This is a genomic window from Stutzerimonas stutzeri, assembly GCF_024448985.1.
Taxonomy (GTDB): Bacteria; Pseudomonadota; Gammaproteobacteria; order Pseudomonadales; family Pseudomonadaceae; genus Stutzerimonas; species Stutzerimonas stutzeri_AP.
This window is the reverse complement of sequence record NZ_JAMOII010000001.1, coordinates 1-16,949: the sequence shown is the minus strand read 5'-3', so window position 1 is coordinate 16,949 and position 16,949 is coordinate 1. Positions and strand designations below refer to the sequence as shown.

General features: G+C 62.0%; 13 protein-coding genes. 4 read left to right on the top strand and 9 right to left on the bottom strand.

Annotation, left to right across the window (positions count from 1 at the left end):
- Nucleotides 1-22 precede the first annotated feature (22 nt).
- From NA647_RS00065 to NA647_RS00030, 8 genes are all read right to left on the bottom strand, one after another.
- Nucleotides 23-850, bottom strand: a complete 828-nt coding sequence (locus tag NA647_RS00065) for an ABC transporter permease (RefSeq protein ID WP_256055854.1) — start codon at nt 848-850, stop codon at nt 23-25.
- Nucleotides 847-1,773 carry an ABC transporter ATP-binding protein gene (locus NA647_RS00060; RefSeq protein WP_256055853.1) on the bottom strand — a complete coding sequence of 309 codons (927 nt, stop codon included), beginning with the start codon at nt 1,771-1,773 and terminating at the stop codon, nt 847-849. Before NA647_RS00060 ends, NA647_RS00065 begins: the two co-directional genes overlap by 4 nt.
- A complete protein-coding gene (locus NA647_RS00055; RefSeq protein WP_256055852.1) occupies nt 1,770-3,077 on the bottom strand; it encodes a nitrous oxide reductase family maturation protein NosD in 1,308 nt (435 codons plus the stop codon). Before NA647_RS00055 ends, NA647_RS00060 begins: the two co-directional genes overlap by 4 nt.
- A 239-nt stretch (nt 3,078-3,316) precedes the next feature.
- Entirely contained in the window at nt 3,317-5,218 is a 1,902-nt protein-coding gene (gene nosZ, locus NA647_RS00050; protein ID WP_256055850.1) for a TAT-dependent nitrous-oxide reductase, read from the bottom strand.
- Nucleotides 5,219-5,274: 56 nt separating this feature from the next.
- The gene (gene nosR, locus NA647_RS00045; RefSeq protein ID WP_256055849.1) at nt 5,275-7,452 is read right to left on the bottom strand and encodes a transcriptional regulator NosR; all 2,178 of its coding nucleotides are present in this window, start codon (nt 7,450-7,452) and stop codon (nt 5,275-5,277) included.
- A gap of 348 nt (nt 7,453-7,800) precedes the next feature.
- Nucleotides 7,801-9,051, bottom strand: a complete 1,251-nt coding sequence (locus NA647_RS00040) for an acyl-CoA dehydrogenase family protein (protein ID WP_256055848.1) — start codon at nt 9,049-9,051, stop codon at nt 7,801-7,803.
- A 579-nt stretch (nt 9,052-9,630) separates the two neighbouring features.
- The gene (locus NA647_RS00035) at nt 9,631-10,071 is read right to left on the bottom strand and encodes a CopD family copper resistance protein (protein ID WP_256055847.1); all 441 of its coding nucleotides are present in this window, start codon (nt 10,069-10,071) and stop codon (nt 9,631-9,633) included.
- An 87-nt stretch (nt 10,072-10,158) separates the two neighbouring features.
- Nucleotides 10,159-10,512, bottom strand: a complete 354-nt coding sequence (locus NA647_RS00030; protein WP_256055846.1) for a hypothetical protein — start codon at nt 10,510-10,512, stop codon at nt 10,159-10,161.
- Nucleotides 10,513-10,695: 183 nt separating this feature from the next.
- On the opposite strand from NA647_RS00030, the gene NA647_RS00025 reads away from it, so the two are divergent.
- Nucleotides 10,696-11,097, top strand: a complete 402-nt coding sequence (locus tag NA647_RS00025) for a DUF488 domain-containing protein (RefSeq protein ID WP_256055845.1) — start codon at nt 10,696-10,698, stop codon at nt 11,095-11,097.
- Between the two features lie 32 nt (nt 11,098-11,129).
- Here NA647_RS00025 and NA647_RS00020 read toward each other — a convergent pair whose 3' ends face one another.
- On the bottom strand, nt 11,130-12,128 hold the full coding sequence (locus tag NA647_RS00020) for a TRAP transporter substrate-binding protein (protein ID WP_256055844.1): 999 nt from the start codon (nt 12,126-12,128) through the stop codon (nt 11,130-11,132).
- Between the two features lie 358 nt (nt 12,129-12,486).
- Between NA647_RS00020 and NA647_RS00015 the strand changes: the two genes are divergently transcribed.
- The 3 genes from NA647_RS00015 (at nt 12,487) to NA647_RS00005 (ending at nt 16,813) form a co-directional block, all read left to right on the top strand.
- Nucleotides 12,487-13,425: an NAD(P)/FAD-dependent oxidoreductase gene (locus tag NA647_RS00015; protein ID WP_256055843.1), complete on the top strand. Its 939-nt coding sequence runs from the start codon at nt 12,487-12,489 to the stop codon at nt 13,423-13,425.
- Nucleotides 13,426-13,497: 72 nt separating this feature from the next.
- Nucleotides 13,498-15,033: a sigma-54-dependent transcriptional regulator gene (locus NA647_RS00010; RefSeq protein ID WP_256055842.1), complete on the top strand. Its 1,536-nt coding sequence runs from the start codon at nt 13,498-13,500 to the stop codon at nt 15,031-15,033.
- Nucleotides 15,034-15,436: 403 nt separating this feature from the next.
- The gene (locus NA647_RS00005; RefSeq protein ID WP_256055841.1) at nt 15,437-16,813 is read left to right on the top strand and encodes an alanine/glycine:cation symporter family protein; all 1,377 of its coding nucleotides are present in this window, start codon (nt 15,437-15,439) and stop codon (nt 16,811-16,813) included.
- Nucleotides 16,814-16,949 lie beyond the last annotated feature (136 nt).

Genomic DNA, 16,949 nt, shown 5'->3' with positions numbered 1-16,949 from the left:
GCAGTTCCTTTAACGGAGGAAATCAGGTCAGCCGACGGCGGAAGATGCCATAGGCCAGCAGCAGCGACGCCCCGACCCAGGCCAACAGGCACAGCCAGAGCACCGCGCCGGGCACCGGCAGTTCGCTGCCCAGCGACAGCACGCCCATGGCGTTGCCACCCTCGAAACCGGACAGGTTGATCAGCCGGTAGATATCGGCGGGGTTGAGCAGCAGCAACCAGGGCAGCAATTCAGGGCTGAACTTGCCTTCGCTGAGCACCAGCAGGGCCAGCAACACCAGATCGAACACCAGCACGAACAGGAACCAGATGCCCAGCGCCAGGCCGGCGGCACTGGATTTCTCGTTGACCTTGCCGCTGAGCACGTAGGCCATCGCCAGGAACACCCAGCCCAGCAGCGTTGACGAGATCATGAAACGGCCGAAGGCCCAGAGCAGCAGCCCCAGCTCGATATCCTCGACCAGCACGGCGATGGCCAGCGCGGCGCCGCCAAAGCCGATCAGCACCGCCAGCGCGAGAATCAACCCGTGGCCGACGAACTTGCCGAGCAGAATTTCGCCGCGGCCCAAGGGATAGGTCAGCAGCAGCATCAGGGTGCCGCCCTCGTCCTCGCCGACGATGGCGTCATAGGCCAGCAGCAGCGCGATCAGCGGCATCAGGAAGGTGGCGAGGCTCGCTAGGCTGGCGATGGTTGCCGGGATCGAGGTGAACCCCACCTGCCCCGAGGCGGCCGCGCCAAGCCAGGCTATACCCACGGCCAGTACAGCGAACAACAGGCTGATGGCCAGCAACCAGCGGTTGCGCAGGCCGTCGCTGAGCTCCTTGCGAGCGATGTTCCAGACCTGGTTCATACCTTGCCCTCCGCTGCCTGCACATCTCCGGCGCGCCCCATGTAGTAGCGATACAGATCCTCCAGCGATGGCTGGTGGATCTCGACGTCATCCGGCTCGCTTTCACCCAGCAGCTCGCGCAGCAACGGCAGCTTGTGGCCGTTGATCGCGACCACCTCGACCCCGTCCTCGCCATGACGCTGCGCCGCATGGCCGGCCGTGTTCCAGCGTTCCAGCCAGGCGTCGCTCCTGGCGAGGCCGCTGGCGCGAATGCGCACCGGCAGGCCGGCTTCGCTGCGCAGATGCTTCAGGCTGCCGACGGCCTGCAGACGGCCCTTGGCGAGAATCGCCGCGCGGTTGATATGCGCCTCCACGCCGGGCAATACGTGGGAGCAGAGGATCACACTGGTGCCGCTCTGGCGCAGACGGTCGACCAGCAGATACAAGTCCTGAGTGGCGATGGGGTCGAGGCCGACAGTGGGTTCGTCCAGCAGCAACAAACGCGGTTCGCCGAGTACCGCCTGGGCCAGGCCGAGGCGCTGACGCATGCCCTTGGAATAGGTCTTCACCCGGCGGTCGGCGGCGTGGGCCAGGCCGACCTGTTCCAGCAGATCATCCACCTGTCCCAGCGGTGTGCTCTTCAGGCGCGCAAAGTGGCGCAGGGTTTCGCGCCCAGTCAGCTGCGGATAGAAGGTGACGTTCTCCGGCAAATAGCCCAGCTGGCGACGGACATCGCTGGTGCGCGGGTCGCGACCGAGCACCCTGACAAGCCCCTCGCTGGCCTGCAACAGGCCGAGGATCAGCTTCATGCTGGTGGTCTTCCCGGCGCCGTTATGGCCGAACAGGCCCAGTACCTCGCCTTCGCCGAGGTTCAGGTTCAAATCGTGCAACACGGTCATGTTGCCGTAACGCTGGCTGACACCCTTGATCTCAACGGCATTCATGACAGGGGTTCCTGGTCTGACTTCAACAGTTTTTCGGTAGGCAGCTTCATCAGTGGATGGCTGTCCTGCACGCCCGGCGACTTGATCACCGGAAAGGCGCGTTGTACCCAGCGCAATACTTCGATGCTGGGGCTGTTCATCAGCAGCCGCACCTGCGGATACATCCACAGCAGACGGTCGACATTGTCGTTGGGCTCGTAGGCGATATCGCCGAGGCCGTCGTCGTCGCGATCCCAGCCCAGGTAGTCGCTCCAGTAGTTGCCGCGCCCCTCGACCGACCACTCCTGGGTCCGCACGGCGACATACTTGACCTGCTGCTGGTTGCCGACGAAGGCATTGCCGACGATGCGGTTGTTTTCCGAGCCTGCGGTCAGGTGAATGCCCATTTCGCTGCGCAGGAAATGGTTGCTCTCGATGGTGTTGAACAGCGAGTTGTAAATGAACAGTGCCTTGCCCTCGCCGCCGCTGATCATGCTGTCGCCACCGGTGTCGCCGCGCTCGACGTCGGTGACGACGTTGTCCTTGAGCGTCGAGTAGGTGATGTAGTTCATCAGGATGCCGTAGTTCTGATCCCGCTCGGAGCGGTTGCCGATCACGGTCAGCTTGCGGCTCTGCATCAACGCGTAACCGGTGCGAGTGCGGCGCGTGACGTTGCCGATCACCCGGTTCTCGTGGGAAAACATGTAATGCACGCCGTAGCGCAGATCCTCGAACAGGTTGCGCTCGATGCTGTTGCCATTGGAGTTGTCGATGTAGATGCCGTCGCGCGTATGCCAGACATGGTTGTCGAGCACCCGGGCACCTTTGATGGAAAACAGGTGGATGCCGTTGCCCCGGTCCTGGGAGCGCAGGCTCAGGTCGCCCTCGATCCGGTTGCCTTCGATCAGCAGATTCTGGCTGCGATCGGCCCAGATACCGAACCCCGGCCCCTGCAAGCGGTTGTTACGGATCACCGCATCGGTGGCGCTGGGTTCGATGAAGATCGCCGCGTTCATCTTGGTCAGATCGCGACCCCAATCGCGCAGCTCGCAGCCGTCGATAGTCACATGCGGTGCGCGGATGGTCAGCGCATTGCCCTGGCCCTGCGCCTCGATCACCGCGCCGAGCGCACAGTGCAGCGTCAGCGGCTGATCGATGAGAAATTGCCCGGTGTATTCGCCAGCGGGCAGCGTCCAGCGGTTGTCTCCTTGCTCCAGGGGCAGCGAGGTGATGGGTTGCGGTTCCGCCAGCGCGACTCCGGGCAGCGATAGCAATATCGAGAGTGCCAAGGGAGGTAGCGGGTGGGTGACCTGAAATCTGAGCACTGCGTTTACCTTCTCCGGTTTCCAGGCAATCGTGCGGCTGTCGAATGTCGCTGGTCCGCTGTTCGCGAGCGAGCTCGCTCCTACAAAACCTCGGTGGCATACCACCGTCCTGTAAGCGCGGGCCGGCTCGCGAATGGGCCAGCAGCGTCGCCTGGTTCGCCAGCGAGCTGGCTCCTACAAAACCCGGCGGTACACCGTCCGCCCTGTAGGAGCGAGCTTGCTCGCGAATGGCCTTCCGCTTACGCCGGTTCGACCAGCATGCGACCGACCATTTCCATGTGCAGCGCGTGGCAGAACCAGCTGCAGTAGTACCAGTGCAGGCCGGGCTTATCGGCCGTAAAAGTGATGGAAGATGTCTGCTGCGGGCTGATCTCCATGCTCGCGCCGTGGTTGGTCATGACGAAGCCGTGAGAGACATCCTCAATCTGGTCGATGTTGGTGATGACCACGGTGACTTCGTTGCCCTGCTTCACCGTGAACTCCGTGATGCCGTACGCCGGCGCCATGGAGGTCATGTAGACGCGCACCTTGTTGCCATCACGGACGACCTTGTTGTCGGTATCCAGATTGACGCCGTCCTTCTTGGCCATTTCCACCGTCGGGGCGAACATCGGATCGTTGCGGTCCCAGATCTTCTTGGTTCGGATCTGGTCGCGGCGCACCAGGATGCAGTCGTGCGGCTCGGCATAGGTCGGGCCGTCGTGCACCAGCTTCATCTCGTCGCCGGAAATGTCGATCAACTGGTCGTTTTCCGGATGCAGCGGGCCGACCGGCAGGAAGCGATCCTTGGAGAACTTCGACAGGGCGATCAGCCACTTTCCGTCGGCTTCGCTGGTTTCGGTCAGCGAGGCATGGATGTGCCCCGGCTGGTAGTGAACGTCCAGCTTCTGCTTGATGTAGTTGACCTTCTCGCCCTTGTACGCGCGCACGGCCTCTTCCAGGTTCCACTTGACCACCTGGCTGTCGATGAACAGCGTGGTGTAGCCGTTACCGCGACCGTCGAAGGTGGTGTGCAGCGGACCGAGACCCAGCTCGGGTTCGCCCACGACCACATCGCGGGGATCGGCCAGCTTGCCGTCGAACAGCTCGGGCAGCTTGTCGATGGCGATGATAGTGGCTGTCGGCGAAAGCTTGCCGTTGGCGATGAAGTATTTACCGTCCGGCGAGGTGTTCAAGCCGTGGGGGTTTTTCGGTACCGGGATGTAGCGAGTCAGCTTGGACCCGTCGCGGCCATTGACCACCGGCACCTTGGAGTCGCCGAGGGTAATGAAGTCACCGGCCTTGATCGCCGCCTCGATGGCAGGGATATCGAAGACCACAACCCAGTCGCGCTCGTTGCGCATCATGCCGCCCAGGTCGAAGGCCTTTTCCGAGTTGTAGCAGGTGGAAGCGGCGAAACGTCCGGTGTAATCGGCATCGGTGTTATCCAGGTTGCCGTCGACGATGACCTGGAAGGCCATCTCCATCTTCTCCGCATCGATGACGTTGAACATGGTGTAGGCGTTTTCGCCGCTGATATCGAAGGTGCTGCCGTCGTTGGGATGCGGAATCACGAACTCGGCGTTGGCGAACACGTACTTGGTGTGCGGCACTTTCTGCAGGCGCAGACCGTGGATCGCCTGGACGTTCGGCACGGTGAGCATCTTGTCGCACTTCATGACATCGAGGCGGATACGTGCCACGCGGCTGTTGGCCTTGTCGTTGATGAACAGATACTTGCCGTCGTACTTGCCATCGGTCATGGAGATATGCGGATGGTGGCAGTCACCGTTGAGGTACTTGGCGCTCTCGCCCATGATCGCGCGGCTTTCGTTGGTCAGTCCCCAACCGGTGGCCGAGTCGACGTTGAATACCGGGATACGCATCAGCTCGCGCATCGACGGCACCCCGATCACGCGCACCTCACCCTGGTGGCCACCGCTCCAGAAGCCGTAGTAATCATCCAGCTCGCCAGGCCCCACATGAATCTTCGATTTTGCGTCTTTCGCCGCAGCCGCGAAGGCTTCGCGGGTCATCACCGCGCCGCCAAACGCCGTGGCGGCAACCGCCGCGCCGGTCACTGCAGTCGCACCCAGGAAGCCGCGGCGGCTCAGACCGCTCTTTTCCAGCACCTCGGTGTTACCTTTTGCCTTGTCGCTCATGGTCTGCTCCTTTTCGGGATGTACTTCCAACAGTCAAGTGAAGGGTTGTGTCTGGTTCAGGGTTCCACGACTTGCACGGGGATCAGCTGAGGCCCGGCCGGCGCTTTCTTGCCACGCTCGGCGCGTTTGTTCTTCGCTATCAGCGGTGGGCATTTGTTTTCGTTGAAGTAGGTCATCTGGCAATCCAGGCAGTAGTGGCATTCGTTGTGGTTGATATGCCCATCCGGATGGATTGCCTGCACTTCGCACTCGTTGGCGCAGAGCTGGCAGGGGTTGCCGCATTCCTTGCGCCGCTTGAGCCAGTCGAACAGGCGGAAGCGACCAGTGATCGCCAGCCCTGCGCCCAGCGGGCAGACGTAGCGGCAGAAGACCTTGCGGGTAAAAATGTTGATCACCAGCAGGAACACGGCGTAGGCGACGAACCACCACTGACGGTCGAACCTGAGCGTGATCGCGGTTTTGAATGGCTCCACCTCGGCGGCCTTCTCGGCCATCGTCATGGATTCCAGCGAGATGCCGAACAGCACCAGCAGCACGATGTACTTGATCGCCCAGAGCCGCTCGTGAACGGTGAACGGCACGTCGTACTGGGGGATCTTCAGCTTGCGTGCGGCCTCGTTGATCAGCTCCTGCAGCGCGCCGAAGGGGCATAGCCAGCCGCAGAACACGCCGCGCCCCCAGAGCAGCAGGCTCGCGGCGGTGAACGTCCAGAGGATGAAGATCACCGGATCGGTCAGGAACAGCTCCCAGCGGAAGTCCTGCACCAGCGCGTGGACGAAGGTCAGCACGTTGACCACCGACAGTTGCCCCAGGGCATACCAGCCGATGAACACCACGGTGAAGATCAAATAGCCATGGCGCAGGATGCGCAGGAAGCGCGGACGCCGGGCGAAGGTGTCCTGCATGAACAGGATGACCGTCAGCAGCGCCAGCGCGACCAGAATCACGCCGATCTGGAAGCTCTTCTGGTACCAAATGTTGACCCACATCGGCCGGTTGGCTTCCTCGATGGCGGCCAGCTCCTCGGCGGTCGGCTGCGGGCGCTCGATATAGTCTCCAGGAATCTGATAGGGCAGCTCGAAACTGGTGAAGATGCCGTCCACCGGACCGGTCTGGCGGCGCACCAGCAGCTCCAGCGACCACGGCGTGCCCGGATCGAACCCGACATGCTCGCGGATGATGAAGATCGCCATTTCCTTGAATTCCGGCATGCCCTCGGCGAACACATCGTTGAGCCGCTGATAGTCCAGATCGCGGAAGCTGAGGATGTTGCCGAACTGGCGTACCTGCACCCGATCGAAGATGCCGCCACGCACATAACCCGAGCCTTTGAAGGAGTATTCGCCGCTGCCCAGCACGGCGATGGCGTGTTCGCCCGGCTTCAGGTCTTGCATCAGGAAGCGGTACTGGTTGTCGCCCAACAGGTTGCGACCGATGGTCGGCGGGTTCAGGTGGGCGGTGTAGAGATCGATGAAGGTCTCGTCGACGTCCTCCGCGGGCGCCTCGTCGATGCCTTCGGCTGCGGTGCCCTTGAAGGCCTCATTGATATCGGCATTGGTCAGATGCAAACGACGGATCGCGCCGTTGCCGGTCAGCTCCGCCCAGGTGGCAGGCTGGTAAACGTCTTCGCGGACGATGGCCGGCTTCTGCCTGGCGTCGAGGTTGCTCTTGACCAGGCCGAGGGACGCTGCCACTTCATGGGCCGAGCGCATGACGATTTCGTTGACCACCATCACCGTCACGGTGGCGCCCGTCACGGCATCGACGGTCACCGCGCTCTTGTCGCTGGAACGTCCCACCACCACACGCTGATCGGCCTTGACCCCGGCGTATTTCGCGGTGAAGTCATGCAGCTTCTGCTCGGGAATACCGATCAGCAGGATGGGCTCGTGGTGCTCCAGTACATAGGCATCGACGATCAGGCCGTCACGGTCGAGCAACACTTGAATGTTCATCGGCTTGCCGGAGTACGCCGGCATGTCCGTGACGTTGATGCTCTGGAACGCGTAGCCGTAGACGGTGCCCTCGCCATCGCTGAGGGTTCGAACCTGATAAACCCCTTCGGGCTCGGAGACCTGGGTCGCCTTCGGAAAGAACAGCTCGATGCGCTGCTGTTCGGCTGCGTATTCCTTGGCTTGCAAGGTAAAGGTGCAGAGCATCAAGGCCAGCAACAGGACGAAGCCTCGCTCCCATACGCACTTGGCGCCAATGGTGAGATAACGATGCGGCTGCATGACATGCCCACTTCATTGCGGAATGTGGGGGCCATAGTAGGAGCGGTGCCGGACGTCTCTCCTTGATTGGTATCAAGATTGAACCCGGGAGAATGATTCCATCGAGCCATGCCACTGCCGGCCCCGCGCCGCGCCTGTTCGCGAGCAAGCTCGCTCCTACGGGTAATGCACGGCCTGCAGTCTTGTAGGAGCCAGCTTGCTGGCGAAGCTTTTACGGCGATTCCGATAACCCCATGCCGCCCCGTTCGCGAGCGAGCTCGCTCCTACGAAACTGCCAGCCGCGGCGGTGTTGCTCAGCGAAATCCGTAGTGTAGGAGCCAGCTTGCTGGCGAAGCGCTTATGAAAAACTCAGCGTCGACCAGGCGGCGTGAGATAGGCCGCGGTAGCACCACGATTCGCTTCGCTGGCCTTGATTTCCATCTTCGCGATGCTGCGCAGGTGCACTTGGTCCGGACCGTCGGCGAAGCGCAGCGCGCGGCCACCGGTCCACATGTCAGCCAATGGGGTATCGGGTGTCAGGCCCATGGCGCCGTAGACTTGGATCGCGCGATCGACCACGCGGGTATGCATGCGCGGCACCAGCGCCTTGATCATGGAAATCTCCTTGCGCGCCGCCTTGGCGCCCACCTCGTCGATCATCCAGGCGGTCTTAAGCACCAGCAGCCTCGCCTGCTCGATCTCTATGCGCGACTCGGCGATCCAGTCGGCGACGTTGGAATACTGCTGTAGATATTTGCCGAAGGCCTTGCGCTCCTGGCAGCGCTCGACCATCAGCTCCAGCGCCAGCTCGGCCATGCCGATCGAACGCATGCAATGGTGAATCCGCCCCGGCCCGAGGCGCGCCTGGGCCATCATGAAGCCGTCGCCCTCCTTGCCCAGCAGGTTGCGCGCCGGCACCCGCACGTTTTTCAGCAGCAGCTCGCTGTGGCCTTCCGGGGCGAGGTGGTTCATCACCGGAATGTTGCGCACCAGCTCGACGCCGGGCGTGTCGAACGGCACCAGGATCATGCTCTGCTGGTGATGGGTTTGCGCGTCGGGATCGGTCTTGCCCATCACGATCAGCAGCCGGCAGTTGGGATGCGAGGCGTTGGTGATGAACCACTTGCGGCCATTGATGACGTAGTCGTCACCGTCACGGCGGATCAGCGTCTGGATGTTGGTGGCATCCGACGACGGCACGTCCGGCTCGGTCATGGCGAACGCCGAGCGAATCTCGCCTTCGAGCAGCGGCTTGAGCCATCGTTCGCGCTGCTCGGGCGTGGCGAACATGTGCAGCAGCTCCATGTTGCCGGTGTCCGGCGCGTTGCAATTGAACACCTCGGACGCCCAGTGCACGCGGCCCATGATTTCCGCCAGCGGCGCGTATTCGAGATTGCTCAGGCCCATGCCCGGCTCATCCTCGCGCAACGACGGCAGGAACAGGTTCCACAGCCCCTCGGAACGGGCCAGGGCTTTGAGGTCCTCCATGAACGAGACCGGATACTGGCCGGCGGCGACCTCCTCATGCCAAGCACCGATGCGCGGCACGATGTACTGATCCATGAAGGTACGAAGCTGCTGGCGCAGCGCCTCCACGCGCGGGCTGTAGGCGAAATTCATACGGTACCTCTGCTGATCCGGATTCGATGCCGTCACCATAGACGCCACGGAGCCGAAGGCAACGAGCGTGCAGCGGCTGAATTGGCCGTCATCAGCACCATCAAAAGCGCCGCCGACCTTGACGGAAATCATTACCGCGCGCGAAGGGCCTGCTAGGGCCTGCCTCAGCATCGCCTCTTCGCAGTGAACGACGGAAGCGCCTTCGGCGATTCCATCCTACAAAGCTATGGCCGAATAAATTCAGCCCTACGGCATCGATGATTGTCGTAGGGGCAAACTTGTTCGGCCTTTTACGGTGCGGGGCTGCGACGCGCGAGCCTGCTCGCGAAACCAGAGCATCGTTCTTGCGGGATTCGCAACGGTCTGGCTACCAGCTCGTAGGGTGGGCTTCAGCCCACCGTAAATTTTGAATGTGCGGTGTTCTGGCGGCTGAAGCGGGACGCCGCCATCCCTTACTGCAGCCCCCTCTGTTTCGCGCAACCCGACCTATCTAGGTTCTGGCTGCTACCCAGCATTTCATCTACGCAGCAGGCGCCGCCTGCCGCTCGTTGGTTAGCCGGAGGCGTAACCGAAGGGTCACTACCAGTGCAGATAAAACATCGCTTTGGCCAGCAACACGATGCCGATCATCTGCAGGAAGATTGCCCATTGGATGCGCCGATAACGCGCTGGCGTCATGCGGCCGCTGCGCAACAGCATGGCGACCATGCCGAAGGTGAAGAAAACACCGATCGCCAGCAGGATTTTCAACGAGAGCAAGGTTGCGAAACTGCTCGCAAGAGGATTGGCCAGTGCATGGCGGTGATGCCAGGCCAGACCGATGCCGGCGCCATAGACGAATAGCACGACCCAGTGCAGCACCACTCTCAAGCGCGCACCGACGGCCTTATCAACGCTCTGCATCAGATTCGGTTCGATCTGCTGGCGAACCTGATGAAGCACCAAGACCTCAACGAATAGCGCGCCGATAAAGAAAATGGCCGCCAGCAGGTGGATCACATGCAGCAGGGAATAACTCATCGCGGCTCCTTCGTTCCTGCCGGCCAGTTTAGGATTTGTCTCCGCTTCGCTGTAGTCGCTTACGGCATCGGAAATGGCTACCCATACTCAGCGATTCAGCGCAGTCAGGTTGGCGCCGTCACGCTGCACCTGCTGCCCGGCAACGAAACCGTTCGTCGAAGTTCGTACTCGGGAGCGGCTGCCATCCTCGGCCTTAATCACATAGAGCGTCTGATCAAGCCCCGCCGCCTGCTGCGCCCCTTGACCGAGGAAATAGCCCAGCCCACCGCCAAACAACGCGCCGATTGGTCCAGCTGCCGCGCCCAGCATGAAACCACTGAGCGCCCCAAACCCGCCGCCCACGACTCGATCCTGGCGAATCTCCACGACCTCATCGGCACCCGCCAGCGTACTACTGGTCAGCAACATTGCACCGGCAACCAAAGCGGCTAGATTCTTCATGTAATGCTCCTTGATAGAGGTTATGTTCCTTAGCTCTTAGTCACGAAGCGTGCCGCTTTTTAAGCTTTTAAAATCAATAAGATGCAACTAGAAAGGTAATTTGTACCCAGCACTAAAGGGTATTTGTTACCTAACAACAAGTATTTTAAACCCTCATCGTTTTGAAACCTTAGGAGGCAGGCGATGATTCTCTGCAAACGCGCCTATGAGGCCTGCGAAACCCGCGATGGATACCGCGTATTGGTCGACCGTCTCTGGCCACGAAGCCTGCGCAAGGAAAACCTGGCACTGGACGACTGGCTGCGGGAACTGGCGCCCTCAGCTGCGCTGCGCCAAGCGTTCAAGCATGACGGGTTGGGCTTCGATGCCTTTCGTGAGCGTTATCGCCAGGAGTTGGCCGCCCACCCAGAGCACTGGTGGCCATTGTTGGACATCGCCATGAAGGGCCCGCTGACGCTGATCTACGCCGCTCGCGACGAGCAGCAGAACAATGCGCGGGTGTTGGCAGAATGGCTGGAGGAAGAATTGGAGCGACGCGGTGCGCCGAGCTCGCCGACGTGCTATGCCGGCGAGCGGATGTCGTGAGGTCCGTCGCGACGGCGACGGACGGAACAGCCTTAGTGCTTGCGATTGACCGTCAGCGCCGCACGGATGACGTCGGCGCCAATCTCCGCTTCGTAGGCCTGCCACACGGGCATCATCTTCTCGCGCCAGGCCTGGCGCTGCTCGGGCGTGAGCGTCACCAGCTTGCTGCTGCCGCTCGCGAGGATCCGATCGCGGTCGCGCTGATTGAGCGCCGCAGCCTCGCGATTCACCGCGTCGGTCACTTCCAGGATGATGCCCTCCAGCTCCGAGCGGACCGCGAAGGGCATGCTCATCCAGAACTTCGAATTGGTCACCAGCATGTAATTGAGCACGCCGTGATTGCTCTCGGTGATGAACGGCTGAACCTTCTGCATGTTCTGGCTGGCGATGTTGGACCAGGGGTTTTCCGCGCCCTGCACCACGCCGGCCTGTAGCGACTTGTAGACGTCAGCGAAGGGCAACACCACCGGCTTGGCCCCGACCGCGTTGAACTGTGCTTCCAGCACCGCCGAGGGCTGAATGCGGAAGGCCAGCCCACTGGCATCTTCGGGCAGGCGCAGCGCCTTGGTCGCCGAAAGCTGCTTCAAGCCGTTGTTCCAGTACGCCAGACCATAGATGCCGGAGTCGGCCATCGAGCGCAGCAATTCACGGCTCATCTTACGCTTCTGGAACCGATCGACCGCCGCCTCATCATCGAACAGGAACGGCAGATCGAAAACCTGCAGCTTCTTCGTGTACGGCCCGAACTTGGACAGCGACGGCGCGAGGATCTGGACTTCATTGTTCAGCAGCGCCTGCATTTCGTCGGCATCGCCGACCAGCGTCGAATTCGGATACACCTCGACTCTCACCTTGCCAGCCAGGCGCTCGTGGGCCAACTTCTGGAACAGCAACGCCCCCTTGCCCTTGGGCGTGTCATCAGCCACCACGTGAGCGAACTTGATGACGAAGGGTTCCCCTTCGGCCGCTGTAGCCGGGGCACTCAACCAATACAGGGCTGCGACCAGCGCAGCGACACAAGACTTGAACATTTGTCCCCAAATAGGAAAAGCTCGACCTCGGCGCCTCGTAAGCACCGTTCGAGTGGTTTTATCGATCGTGATCGGACCCAACTCGCGCGGGCGCGCGGCCGGCCCATTTCAACGTGAATGGCCCGCTCATCACGGCAACGGAGCGCCGGCGGCTGGCCTTTATTGGAATGAGGATCGTGAAAACACCGATGCTAGAGCGGTGTTTCACGAGAGGGGGAAGTTTTCGGCATAGGCGCACATGACACAAGCGCAGGAAGTCCAACCAGCTCTCAAAACGGCATATTGCATTTATCGGACTGACCGAACTTTCACGCAGCCAAGCACTTCTACTGGCAATAGAAAGCCAACGGCCAATGCCATGAACCAACGCTCTCCGAACCCGCAACCCACGGTTGTCGACTGCCTGATCATTGGTGGCGGCCCGGGTGGACTGACCGCAGCGCTTTACCTGGCGCGCTTCCGGCGCAGCTGCCTGGTGGTCGACGCCGGTTCCAGCCGCGCCTCGTGGATCCCGCGATCGCACAACTACCCGGGCTTCCCGCCGGGTATCAACGGCAATGATCTGCTGGTGAGGTTGCGCGAGCAGGCCAGCGGTTACGGCGCCAGGCTCGAACACGGCCGGGTCGAGCATATCGAGCCGCATGCGGAAGGCTTCAGCGTGCGCTATGGCGATCGAAGCTGTGTGGCCCGGCGCATCATTCTCGCCACCGGTATCGAGGACACGCTGCCGGATATGCCCGACGTCGAGCAGGCCATTGCCGAAGGCAAAGTGCGTCTGTGCGCCATCTGCGATGGCTACGAGGTAAAGGGGGACAACGTCGCGGTCTATGGTGAAGCAGAGTGCGCCATCGGCCACGCCGTGTTCCTACGCACCTTCAGCGATCGCGTCACCGTCGTGGTGCATGGCGAGCAGGATGCCTGCGATCAGTCCATCGCCCTGGCCGAGCATTACGACATCCGCCTGATCAGCGATCGCGTCGAAGCCCTGCGCCCTTGCGAGACCGGCATCGAGCTGATCACCTGCAACGGCGACGTCCACCATTTCGACATCATCTACCCCAGCCTTGGCGCGCGTTTCCGTTCGGATCTCGCCCTGCAATTGGGCGTGGATTGCGACGAGTCCGGCGGCGTACTGGTCGACGATCATCTACAAACCTCGATGCGCGGACTCTATGCCATCGGCGACGTGACCATGGGCCTGAAGCAGATGAGCGTCGCCATCGGTCAGGCCGCCCAAGCAGCCACGGCGGTGCACAACAGCCTGGAAGCCAAACCCTGGGGCGGACCGAGCCGATAACGACGCTGCGCCGGCGATGCCTTCGGCCCGGCAAGCAGGCATACTTCGGGCCTCGACCGAGGCCCGAACAGCATGCGCATCCACGTTACCTTCATCGACCGCATCGGCATCACCCAGGAGGTGCTCGCCCTGCTAGTGGCGCGCAACCTGAACCTCGATGCCGTGGAAATGGTGCCGCCCAACGTCTATATAGACGCGCCGGCGATCGATGCGCACGTGCTCGACGAGCTGCGCCAGGCGCTGCGCGGCGTACGTGGCGTGCAGGACATCCAGGTGGTTGGCATGCTGCCCGGCCAGCAGCGACGCCTGCAACTCGACGCGCTGCTGCACGCCATGCCGGACCCGCTGATGGCAGTCGATGGCGACGGCAAGATCCTCATGGCCAACTCGGCGCTGATCAGCCTGGTCGGGCTCGACCCAGAAGGCCAATTCGTCGGCGAGCTGTTCGAAGCCCCAGAGTTACAGGCCGCTATGCTCGAGCAGGGCTTTCGTCTGCCGATGCGCGAAATCATCTTCAACGGCCAATCCCTGCTAATCGACGTGATGCCGATCGCCGAAACACTCATGGCAGACGGCTCTCAGCCGGCTGCCGGCGCCCTGCTCACGCTCTACGCACCCAGCCGCCTGGGCGAGCGCCTGGCCGCGCTGCACCCGCACCATGCGGAGAGCTTCGATGCGCTGCTCGGCGATTCGCCGGCGATCCGCACGCTCAAGGCCCGCGGCAAACGTGTGGCGGCGCTCGATGCACCCTTGCTGATCCAGGGCGAAACCGGCACCGGCAAGGAATTGGTCGCCCGCGCCTGCCACGCCGCCAGCCCGCGCAGCAACGCGCCCTTTCTGACGCTCAGCTGCGCGGCCGTGGCGGAAAACCAGGCCGATGGCGAACTGTTCGGCTATGCGCCAGGCGCCGCGCATGCATCCCAGCGTAGCGGCAAACCCGGCCTGCTGGAACTGGCCAACGGCGGCACGGTGTTTCTCGACGAGATCGCCGAGATGTCGCCCTACCTGCAGGCCAAGCTGATGCACTTTCTCAGCGAGGGCAGCTTCCGGCGTATCGGTGGCGATCGCGAGATTCGCGTCGACGTGCGCATCCTCAGCGCCACTCACCGCGACCTGGAACAGCTGGTCGGCGAGGAGACGTTCCGCGAGGACCTGTTCTACCGGCTCAACGTCCTCAACCTGAACGTCCCACCGTTGCGCGAGCGCGGCGAAGATATCCTATCGCTGGCCCGGCACTTCCTGCTGCAGGCCTGCACGCAGATCCAGCGCCCGCCGTGCCGGCTCGCCCCCTCGACCTACCCGGTGCTGCTCGGCAATCCCTGGCCCGGTAACGTGCGGCAACTGCAGAACATCATCTTCCGCGCCGCGGCGATGTCCGACAGCGGCATGATCGGCCTCGACGACCTGGATATCGCTCGCACCAAGCTGGCCTGCCAGGACGATGAAATCTCCAGCCTCAGCGAAGCCATGGAAACTTTCGAACGTTCGATCCTGGAAAAGCTCTATGCCAGCTACCCCTCCACCAGGCTGCTGGCGGCCCGACTGAAAAGCTCGCACAGCGCCATCGCCATGCGCCTGCGTAAATACGGTATCGGCGGGCACGGCTGAGGTTGCCGTGAACGTCACCGTCGGAAACAACGCTCCTTTCCCTTCTGTCCGCAATCAACCCATCGGCGCGCCCATCTGCCGAAGATTCCGTATTGATTCAGATACAGCGTATTGAAATAGATACGAACGTCTGAGAGCGACAAACCGAGGCTAGGCATAGCTCCTGTATCGAATTCGATACAAGACAATCGAAAGCTGCGCTTCTGCATATTCATAAACCTTTGATAAACAAGCTCTTTCCTTAAAGCTGGCACTCGTATTGCCTTGTTATCCGCAACGGGTCCGAATGGCGACCGTGCCGTCCATCAGGTAACAGGGCGCACCTTGCCAACAGAACCTCGGATGGGTGCCTTGTCTTTCGCACACCGACATGCCGTAAACCACAAGAACAAACGGAGTCGACATGGAATTTCTGAATAATCTGGTCAATGAACTAAACGCGTTGGTGTGGGGGCCGCCGACTCTGGTGCTGGTTTTAGGCACCGGGCTGTTCCTGATGATCAGCCTCAAGTTCATGCCTTGGCGCACCATTCCACGCGGCTTCCGCCTGTTGTGGCAGGGACGTAAGAATGAACCCGGCGCCGAAGGTGAAATCAGCCCGTTCCAGGCACTGATGACCTGCCTGGCCGCGACCGTGGGGACCGGCAATATCGCTGGCGTCGCCACTGCCATCTTCCTCGGCGGGCCGGGTGCGCTGTTCTGGATGTGGTGCACGGCGCTGGTGGGCATGGCGACCAAATACTGCGAAGTAGTGCTGGCGGTGCATTACCGCGAGAAGGACGACCGCGGCGAGCACGTTGGCGGCCCGATGTACGCCATCAAGAACGGCCTGGGCAAGAAGTGGCTGTGGCTCGGCGGCGCCTTCGCCATCTTCGGCGGCCTGGCCGGTTTCGGCATTGGCAACATGGTGCAGGTCAACAGCATGGCCCATGCGATGGAGACGACCTTCGGCGTACCGATGTGGCTCACTGGCGTGGCATCGATGGCCATTGTCGGCCTGGTGATCCTCGGCGGCATCAAGCGCATCGGCAAAGTCGCCGCGGCGCTGGTGCCCTTCATGTGCGTGGCGTACATCATCGCCGCCCTGGTGGTACTGGTGGTCAACGTCGACGCCATTCCCGGTGCGTTCGCACTGATCTTCGAATCCGCTTTCAACCCGGTGGCAGCCACCGGTGGCTTTGCCGGCGCGGCGGTGATAGCGGCGATTCGCTTCGGCGTGGCACGCGGCATCTTTTCCAACGAAGCAGGCCTCGGCACCGCCGGTATTGCCCAGGCCGCAGGCACCAGCAAATGCCCGGTTCGCTCCGGCCTGATCGGCATGCTGGGCACGTTCATCGACACCATTATCATTTGCACGATGACCGGCCTGGCGATCATCTGCTCCGGCGTCTGGACCAGCGGCGAGAGCGGCGCAGCATTGTCGGCGGCGGCCTTCGAATCAGCGATGCCCGGTTTCGGCGGCGCCATCCTTACCATCGCACTGGTGGTCTTTGCCTTTACCACCATTCTCGGCTGGAGCTACTTCGGCGAGAAATGCTGGGAGTTCCTGGTGGGCACCAAGGCCGTCTGGCCATTCCGGGTGGTCTGGGTACTGGCAGTGCCCTTCGGCGCGGTGGCCCAGCTGGACTTCGCCTGGCTGGTCGCCGACACCCTCAACGGCCTGATGGCGATCCCGAACCTGATCTCGCTGCTGCTGCTGAGCCCCGTGGTGGTCAAGCTGACCAACACCTACTTTGCCGAACGCAAAGCCCAAGAAACACTCGCCAGCGTTCCTCGCTGATCGGCTGTCTAAGCTAATGGCAGGCCTTGGGTCTGTTGACGTTTCGTTCGCGGCCGCGCCGGTGCCTGTTTTTGCGCGAGGCAAGAAACGAGGAGTGAAGTTTGGTGTTCCAAATAAGCGACGAGGAACGCCGCAT